Below are 9,278 nucleotides of genomic sequence, written 5' to 3' on the forward strand. Positions count from 1 at the left end.
TCGAAGTCTTTTATAATCGCCAACGGCAGCATTCGACGCTTGGCTATCGTTCACCCTGCCAGTATTTAGATGACAGGCTCGCTGAGCAACATCAGGAAAAACAGGCGGCATAAAAGCCACCTGTTGGAAGACGAAAAATCGAGGGAAGCTCATTCCAAAGGATCGTTGATTTTACGTTACCTATGGAAGACTAAATTTCGGGGGAAGCTCAATCGGCAAATCGAGGCGCCATACGGCATGATTGAAGGCGGGTCGCGCGCTCAACAGCAAATATGCATGAGGGGGCAGCAAGAATTGTTCATACGTCTTTTCGACTGTAAGTCGGTCAGCTGGCGTTTTCTTGGATCAACTGATTGATCAGAAAACGCACTTCCGGAATCAGTTCGCTGGCAGTCAGGCCGACTGGCCCGACTCCTTGTTCAACCAGCTGGTCGGCAGCGCGGCCGTGCAGCCATACTGCCGCCAGCGCGGCTTCCCAATGCGGCCATCCCTGCGCCAGCAAGGCACTGCAGATGCCGGACAAGACATCGCCGCTGCCAGCTGTCGCCAGGGCCGGATTGCCGGTAGGGTTGATCACCGCCGCACCATCGGCGCGAGCGATGATGCTACCGGCACCTTTTAATACAACGACTGCGTTGAAATGACGGGCCAGTTTGCGTGCCGCGCTAACCCGGTCAGCCTGGATTTCAGAGGTGCTGACGCCGAGCAGGCGCGCCGCTTCTAGCGGATGTGGAGTCATCAGCACGCCATGCTGGCGTTGCGCCACCTGTTGTTGCAGTAACGGTTGCCGCGCCAGCAGATTGAGGGCATCGGCGTCCAGTACCAGCCAGCTCGGCGCGTCCAAGGCGCGCGCCAGCAGTGCCAATGCCGTATCTGCCATGCCAAGGCCGGTGCCGACGACCAGCGTCGCTGTCGAAAAATCAAGGTCGTCGGCATGCCGACACATTAATTCGGGTTGTGCGCTGTCATAGGCAGGTGGATTTTCCGCATAACCGATAAATACGCGGCCCGCGCCACATTTGGCAGCGGCGCGAGCCGCCAGGATCGGCGCAGCGCCCATGCCGGCTGCGCCGCCTATCACGGCAACGTCACCGAAGCTGCCTTTGTGCGTGTTGCGCCGGCGCGGTTGCAGGCGCTCGGCAAACAACGCAGGCTGGTTCAGCCACATATGCGCGGCGGGAAAATAATTGTCGGCGATCCCTAAGCGGGCGACTTCAACCTGGCCGGCGTAGTCAGGACCGTCGCCGGTATGCAGGCCGGCCTTGTCGGCGATGAAAGTGATGGTGTGCGTGGCTGCGACGGCAATGCCGCCGCCAGCAGCGCCGATCACCGTGCCGGTATCGGCATCCAGCCCGCTCGGCACATCCAGTGCTAGTACCGGGCATTGCATCGCATTGACGGCCTGCACCAGTGGCTGCAAGTCGTCACCCAGCGCCCTGGCCAGGCCGATGCCGAACAGGCCATCAATGACCAGCGTCCATTGGCTGCTATCGATCTCGGCAAACTGTTCCGGCGGCATCAGGTGTACACCGTGCTGTTGGGCGCGCTTGAGCGCGCTGGCGGGATCTGTCGGCAGGCCGGCCGGGTCGGCGTGCGGTAGCACGACCGCTTCGGCTCCGGCCCTGGTCAGACTGGCAGCGGCTTCCAGTGCATCGCCGCCATTGTTGCCTGGTCCAGCCAATACGAGAATGGTTGCCGCATGCGCAGGGCCGGGCAATATGCGCAGCGCAGCCTGCGCGGCGGCGTGGCCGGCACGTTGCATCAGGCTGTATGGCGGCGCGTTGCGTAACGCCGCCTGTTCAATTTTCCGGATATCGGCGCTTGAATAGATGGCGTTCATTGGATATCAGCCTGGACGAGTGGAACTGCGGGGATTAACCATAGCGCGCCATGGTCAGTCCGTCCAGATCAACTTCAGATGGTAGCCCGGAAATCTGGTCGGCCAGCAATTTTGACGCACCCAGTGCCATGCTCCAGCCGGAACCGCCGTGGGCGATATTGACGAAGACATTGTTGACGCCAGTATGGCCAATCAACGGTACTTCGTCGGCCAGCATTGGCGTGTGGCCGCACCAGAAACTGGCGCTGTTGAAGTTGGCGGCGTCTGGAAACCAGTCATGCGCGACTTTCAGCAGGGTGCGCAGTGCCTTGTCGTCAATATCCATATTCTTGGCGCCGAATTCGGCAACGCCTGCCAGCCGCAGGCGCGAGCCGATGCGTGCCATGCTGACCTTGTAGGACGAGTCGAGCACCGCCAGCTTCGGCGCATCTTCATAATTCTTGACGCTGGCGGTCGCCGTGTAAGTCTTGATGGCGTGCAGCGGCAGGCGCAGCCCAAGCGGCTTAAGCAGCTTGGCGCTGGCGCTGCCGGTGGCGCAGACCACGGCATCAGCGCTGAGCTGCTGGCCATCAATTTGCAGCGCCACGCGTGAGCCATGAGGGGCGATGGCGCTGACATTGCTGTTGAAATGAAAGTGCACGCCCAAGCCTTGCAGGATGGCTTTCAGTTGTTTGGTAAATAGGGTGCAGTTGCCGGCCCCGATATCCGGGAAGTAAAGTGCACCGGCCACATTGCCGGCGTTTGCCAGCGCCGGTTCCAGCGCGCGCGCAGCGCTACTGTCGAGCAATCTGTGGCTGACGCCGCATTCGCTCAGCAATTCGCGGGCGGGGTCGAGCGCGGCGAGCTCTTCATCGTTGCGGCACAGTCGCAGCAAACCGCGACTTTGTTCAAAGTCGATCTGAAAATGCTGTTCGATTTGCTGCAACAAGTCCTGGCTATAAGATGCCAGGCGTTGCATCTGGTGGGTGTGGAGGCGGAAACGCTGCACTTCCGACTCTGCCATCCAGCGCCGCATCCAGCACCATAGCGCGGGGCTGAAGCGGGCATTGAGGACGTTGGGCGATTCCTGATTGAACATGCCGCTCAGAATTGCCTTGCGCATGCCGGGTGCCGACCAGGGCAGCGCCGAACCGGCCGACAGGATGCCGGAGTTGCCCAGCGTCGATTCTTCCGCAACATTGCTGCGTTGCTCAATCACTGCGACCTGATGACCTGCCTGGGCCAGGAAATAGGCGCCGCAGATGCCCATCACGCCGCCGCCTATAACCGCTATTTGTTTCTGTGTTTGTTGATGTATCACTATTGCTCTCAAGGTGTTCTGCGGACCGGTTTTGTCGATATAAAAAAATTCCCAGACTCGGTGCCGGTTTGCGTGCTTGCCTTATGCAGGCGAGCGTAATAATACCTTGAATTACTTGCAATGAGGACGGCGAGCTCAGGCAAATATGGTCGCTACATATTTTTGTGTAGCGCTCAGATGTTGAAAACGCCGTCGTCGTAGGCTTGGCTGTAGATCTGCCAATCCTTGCGGACTTCGATGGCGCATTCCTGTGCCGCCTCCAGCAACGGCTTTTGCCATTTTTTGCTTTGTCCGAAATCGATCAGTTCATCGGCATTCACCGAGCCCTGGCGTCCAGCGCTGCGCAGTTGTGCCCAGGCGACGACATCGCCCATGGTGATCATTACGCTTTGGATATCGCTCATCGTTTGATGCGATCGATTGATTGTGACGCGATCTTCGCTCGGCTGCAGCCCGCGCAGCACATACGAGGTCTTGCCCAGCATGACCGGTTGTAAGAAGGCCATCGACACCGCCTGGCAACGCCGTTGCAAGGCCACCACGCGGTGCGCCTCGGTTTTCCATTTTGGTTATTCCAGTTTGAGATACGGCGCCAGCGAGCAGGGCAGCGCTTGCTTCGGGTCGAGCAGATAGTTGGTGTCGGGCGAGCCTTTGCCTTCCACCAGTATGGTGTAGCGATCGACGCCGAGGCTGCCGGTGCCGGCCATGCGGCGCGCCACATCCAGCACCTTGTAGAAAGCCGGATTCGGTTGTCTCGCCGCGAACGCATGCATGAAGTCGGTGACTTTGGCGCGTTGTTTGTCCGATACCGGCAACGCCTTCTTGCCGTCGACGCGCAGCATGCGCTGTTTGCCGTTGCGGATAGTGCGGCTCTCCAGATAGAGTGCGCGCTGGCGGCCGCGCAACTCGTTGAGCAGTGCGCCGACCATGCCTTGCGCGGTATCGCGCTCGACCCAGCGCGCCTTGCCCAAGGTCAGCGCGGCGCTGTAAGCGTCAAGGAAGGTGCGGCACAGACCCCGGCTTTCAGCGACGCTCAGTGACAGTCCTTCGGCGGCGATCAGGACGCTGGTCAGGAAGCGCACCAGTTCCAGGCTGGCCGGCGCCAGCGTGGCTTCGTCGAAATCGTTCATGTCGAAGTAGGTGAGACGGTTGTCGCCCTTGTAGCTGCCGAAATTTTCCAGATGCAGATCGCGGCAGACCCAGGTGGCCGGGGCGCTGCGGAACAAACCGCTTTGCGGCAGCCGCTCGTAGAACAGGTGGCATGTGCCGCGCAGGAAGACAAACGGATTGCTGCGGATATTGCAATATTTGAGTTGCAGACGTTCCGGATCCCGTCCGGCGTTGTATTGCTGGATACGCTTTACGACATTGACCATGTTGGGCCTCTTGGTGGGAGTCAATTGAAGGCGAGTTGTCTGCCGCCAATCTTACTGCATCATGTTGACAAAATGCTGACAAAAATTGACTTGGCTGTTTCCTCGGCTGCGGCCTGGCAATGTTCCATGTGAGCGCGGCAAGACAAGCGCGGTAGTGGGGTTCTGGATGCGGGCGTAGCGGCTCAAGAATAGCGATAATCGCTGTATTTTTGCTATTTTTGGTAATTTCTTATTATCATTTTCTGGGGCGAAGGAGTGTTTGCCGGATCCCAGCCAAGTGCAGTCAAGTGGATTTTGTCATTGTTTCACGGGGCAGGGGACGGGCCGGCACTGTATAATGGCGGCTTCTGATTTAACCCGCAGCGCACGCTGCATCAACTCCCTTCTCGCCATGTTGATTTTGCCCGGTTCCAATGCTCTTCCCGCCTTCCGTTCCCAACGCCTTTTAGCCCAATTACAAGCGATCGACAGCAATGTCATCGCCGTCACCGGCCGTTTCGACCATTTTGTCGATGCCGCGACACCGCTCAGCCAGGACGATATCGGCCGCCTGAACGCCTTGCTGACCTATGGCGATCCGTTCGATTCGTCGATTGTCGGCGAGGGGGGGGAGGAATTCATCGTCATCCCGCGTTTCGGCACTATTTCGCCATGGACCAGTAAGGCCACCGATATTGCCCATAACTGTGGCATGACGCACATCAAGCGCATAGAGCGCGGGATCGCTTATCAAGTCAAGCTGAAGGCTGGTCTGATGGGTCTGGGCGCCGAGAAGACGCTGAGCGACGATAGCGTACGCGCGATTGCCGATGTGTTGCACGACCGCATGACCGAAACCGTGCTGCGCAGCGCCGAAGACGCCGGCGGCCTGTTCCGCGAACTCGATGCCAAGCCGCTGGCGTTTGTCGATCTGCTGGCCGGTGGCAAGCAGGCGCTGGCGCAAGCCAATAGCGAATTCGGTCTGGCCTTATCGGACGATGAGATTGACTACCTGGTGACGGCCTTCAGCAACGCCAAGCGCAATCCGACCGATGTCGAATTGATGATGTTCGCACAGGCCAACAGCGAACATTGCCGACACAAGATTTTCAACGCCGACTGGATCATCGACGGTAAGGCGCAAGACAAATCGCTGTTTGCGATGATCAAGAACACCCATCAGTTACAACCAAAGGGCACCATTGTTGCCTATAGCGACAACTCATCCATCATCGAAGGTGCTACCGTGTCGCGCTTCTATGCGCGTGGCGCGGCCGAAGGCAATACCTACCGCGCATCGGAAGAGCTGACGCACATTCTGATGAAGGTCGAGACGCATAATCATCCGACCGCGATTTCCCCATTCCCGGGGGCTTCCACCGGTGCCGGTGGCGAAATTCGCGACGAGGGCGCAACCGGCCGCGGCGCCAAGCCAAAAGCCGGTCTGACCGGTTTCACCGTATCGAACCTGTTGCTGCCGGACGCCCGGCAGGCATGGGAAACCGCTGCCGATGTCAGTGCTCCCGGCCAGCAGGATGCAGGTCAGTACGGTAAGCCGGAGCGCATCGCTTCGGCCTTGCAGATCATGATCGAAGGCCCGCTCGGCGCCGCCGCGTTCAACAACGAATTCGGCCGGCCTAACCTGGGCGGTTATTTCCGTACTTACGAACAAAACGTCGGCGGCAACGTGCAGGGCTATCACAAGCCGATCATGATTGCCGGCGGCATCGGCAGCATCTCCGACAAGCACACCAAGAAGAACGACCTGCCGGTCGGCAGCCTGCTGATCCAGCTGGGCGGTCCCGGCATGCGTATCGGTATGGGCGGCAGCGCCGCATCGTCGATGACAACCGGCTCCAATACTGCGGATCTGGATTTCGATTCGGTGCAGCGTGGCAATCCCGAAATGGAACGACGCGCCCAAGAAGTCATCAACGCCTGCTGGGCGATGGATGACAAGAGTCCAATTCTGTCGATCCATGACGTCGGCGCTGGCGGCCTGTCGAACGCCTTCCCGGAAATCACCAACGATGCCAAGCGCGGCGCGATTTTTGATTTGCGCAAGGTGCCGCTGGAAGAAAGCGGTATGGCGCCCAAGGAAATCTGGAGTAACGAATCGCAAGAACGTTATGTATTGGCGATCGCACCGGAAAGCCTGCCGCTGTTCGAGTACTTCTGCCAGCGTGAACGTTGCCTCTTCGCCGTGGTCGGCACCGCTACCGAAGAGCGCCAACTGAAGGTGATCGATTCGCAACACGGGGATAGCCAACTGAGTCATCCGGTCGACATGCCGATGGATGTCTTGCTCGGCAAGCCGCCAAAGATGCTGCGCGACGTGACGCACGTCAATCCGGTACTGCCGCCGGTCGACCTGACCGGCATGGATCTGCTGGAAGTCTCGCAACGCGTGCTGAAGCTGCCTACGGTCGCAGACAAATCGTTCCTGATCACCATCGGCGACCGAACCGTTGGCGCGACTTCGGTGCGCGACCAGATGGTTGGCCCGTGGCAGATTCCGGTGGCCGATTGCGCCGTCACCAGCATGAGTTTCGAAGGCTATCTGGGCGAGGCGATGGCGATGGGTGAGCGCACTCCGCTGGCTGTCATCAACGCTGCGGCTTCCGGCCGCATGGCGGTCGGCGAAGCGCTGACCAACATTGCTGCGGCGCCGATTGCCGGTATCTCTGACATCAAATTGTCTGCCAACTGGATGGCCGCCTGCGGTCAGCCTGGGCAGGATGCTGCGTTGTTCGATACCGTCAAAGCGGTCGGTATGGAATTGTGCCCGGCGCTTGGCATCAGCATCCCGGTCGGCAAGGATTCGCTGTCGATGCGCACTACCTGGAAAGACCAAGACCAAGCCAAGTCGGTGACGTCGCCGGTGTCGCTGATCGTCTCGGTCTTCGCGCCGGTGACCGATGTGCGCCGCTCCTTGACGCCGCAGATTCGTACCGATGTTGGCGACACGGCCATCATCCTGATCGACCTCGGTCGCGGCAAGAACCGTATGGGCGCTTCGGCGCTGACGCAGGTCATGCAGCAGATCGGCAACGAGACGCCGGATGTCGACAGTGCGGAAGATCTGAAGGGCTTCTTCGCCGCGATCCAGCAACTCAACAGCGAGCAAAAGCTGCTGGCTTACCACGACCGTTCCGACGGCGGCCTGTTTACTTCCCTGTGTGAGATGGCGTTTGCCGGTCACAGCGGTCTGTCGATCAACCTCGACATTCTGACCATGGAAAGCGAGCACGCAGCCGATTGGGGCGATTCTAAAAACTGGACCGGGCAGGTCGCTGAGCGCCGCAATGAACTGACCTTGCGGGCGTTGTTCAACGAAGAGTTGGGCGCGGTACTGCAAGTGCGTGCCGAGCAGAAATCGGAAGTCATGAACGTGCTGCGCAGCTACAACCTCGGCGCTTGCAGCCACATCATCGGCAAGCCGAACACGCGTGACGTCATCGAATTCAGCCGCGACGCCAAGACCATCTACAGCCAGACCCGTATCGACCTGCAACGTCTGTGGAGCGAAACTAGCTGGCGCATCGCCCGCCTGCGCGACAATCCGGCCAGCGCCGATGCTGAATACGACCGCATCCTGGATGCGGCCGATCCCGGCATCACACCGAAGATCCCGTTCGATCAGCAAGACAATATCGCCGCGCCGTTTCTCAATCTGACTGCCAAGCCACGTGTCGCAATCCTGCGCGAGCAAGGCGTCAACTCGCATGTTGAGACCGCCTATGTGATGCACCAGGCGGGCTTTACCTCGGTTGATGTGCACATGAGCGATCTCATCGCCGGTCGCGCGCGTCTGGATGACTTCAAGGGCTTTATCGCCGTCGGCGGCTTCTCCTACGGCGATGTGCTGGGTGCGGGTGAAGGCTGGGCCAAGACGATTCTGTTCAACGCCAAACTGGCCGAGCAGTTCTCGCTGTTCTTCCAGCGTGGCGATACCTTTGCACTGGGCGTCTGTAATGGTTGCCAGATGATGAGCAACCTCAAATCGATCATCCCCGGCGCCCAGGCGTGGCCGAAGTTTATGCGTAACAAGTCGGAAAAATTCGAAGCGCGCTTCTCGATGGTGCAAGTTGAATCGTCACCGTCGATTTTCTTCCAGGACATGGCCGGCACGCAAAGCGCGATTGCCATCGCCCACGGCGAAGGCTTTGCCGATTTCTCGCAAACCGGTGATATTAATGAAGCCTTGGTCGCGATGCGCTTCGTCGACAACAAGGGACAAGTAACGGAAGGCTATCCGTACAATCCGAACGGTTCGCCGCAAGGCATCACCTCGGTGACAACGCCTGATGGCCGTTTCACGGTTTGCATGCCGCATGCCGAACGGGTGTTCCGCACGGTGCAGCAGTCGTGGCATCCTGAATCGTGGGGCGAGGATTCGCCATGGATGCGCATGTTCCGTAATGCGCGTAAATGGGTCGGGTAAATAACTCTAAGGTTTGATCCGGCCGATTCCTGCACTATCGGAATCGGCCGTCGGTAGCGGGCAGGGCGGGCAAGTTGCTTCTTTTGTCCACGCCGATTTGCGTCAAAGATCGAGCTAACGCGTGGCCACGGGAGCTCACGCTAGGCAAGGCGATAGCGGCGAACGGTATCGTCGCTAATAAAAATACCAAAATACCAAAATACCAAAATACCAAAATACCAAAATACCAAAATACCAAAATACCAAAATACCAAAATACCAAAATACCAAAATACCAAAATACCAAAATACCAAAATACCAAAATACCAAAATACCAAAATACCAAAATACCAAAATAC

Annotated in this window: 4 protein-coding genes and 1 pseudogene; 1 reads left to right on the top strand and 4 read right to left on the bottom strand. The window is 58.7% G+C overall.

Annotated elements, in window-relative coordinates:
* Positions 1-325: 325 nt before the first annotated feature.
* The 3 genes and pseudogenes from ACIQ0R_RS08730 to ACIQ0R_RS08740 all read right to left on the bottom strand — a co-directional run bounded on the left by ACIQ0R_RS08730 (position 326) and on the right by ACIQ0R_RS08740 (position 4,516).
* Positions 326-1,840: an NAD(P)H-hydrate dehydratase gene (locus ACIQ0R_RS08730; RefSeq protein WP_395826251.1), complete on the bottom strand. Its 1,515-nt coding sequence runs from the start codon at positions 1,838-1,840 to the stop codon at positions 326-328.
* 34 nt (positions 1,841-1,874) lie between these two features.
* A complete protein-coding gene (locus tag ACIQ0R_RS08735) occupies positions 1,875-3,140 on the bottom strand; it encodes an FAD-dependent oxidoreductase (RefSeq protein WP_395826253.1) in 1,266 nt (421 codons plus the stop codon).
* Positions 3,141-3,313: 173 nt separating this feature from the next.
* Positions 3,314-4,516, bottom strand: a pseudogene (locus tag ACIQ0R_RS08740) (DUF2252 domain-containing protein).
* Between the two features lie 391 nt (positions 4,517-4,907).
* Between ACIQ0R_RS08740 and purL the strand changes: the two are divergent.
* The gene (purL, locus tag ACIQ0R_RS08745) at positions 4,908-8,939 is read left to right on the top strand and encodes a phosphoribosylformylglycinamidine synthase (protein ID WP_395826255.1); all 4,032 of its coding nucleotides are present in this window, start codon (positions 4,908-4,910) and stop codon (positions 8,937-8,939) included.
* A gap of 34 nt (positions 8,940-8,973) precedes the next feature.
* Here the strand turns inward: purL and ACIQ0R_RS08750 are convergent.
* Positions 8,974-9,278, bottom strand: a 305-nt coding sequence (locus tag ACIQ0R_RS08750; RefSeq protein ID WP_395826257.1) for a hypothetical protein, incomplete at its 5' end; no start/stop codon positions are given.

Origin of the sequence: Collimonas sp., from assembly GCF_044339385.1 — a bacterium.
Lineage (GTDB): Bacteria > Pseudomonadota > Gammaproteobacteria > Burkholderiales > Burkholderiaceae_D > Collimonas.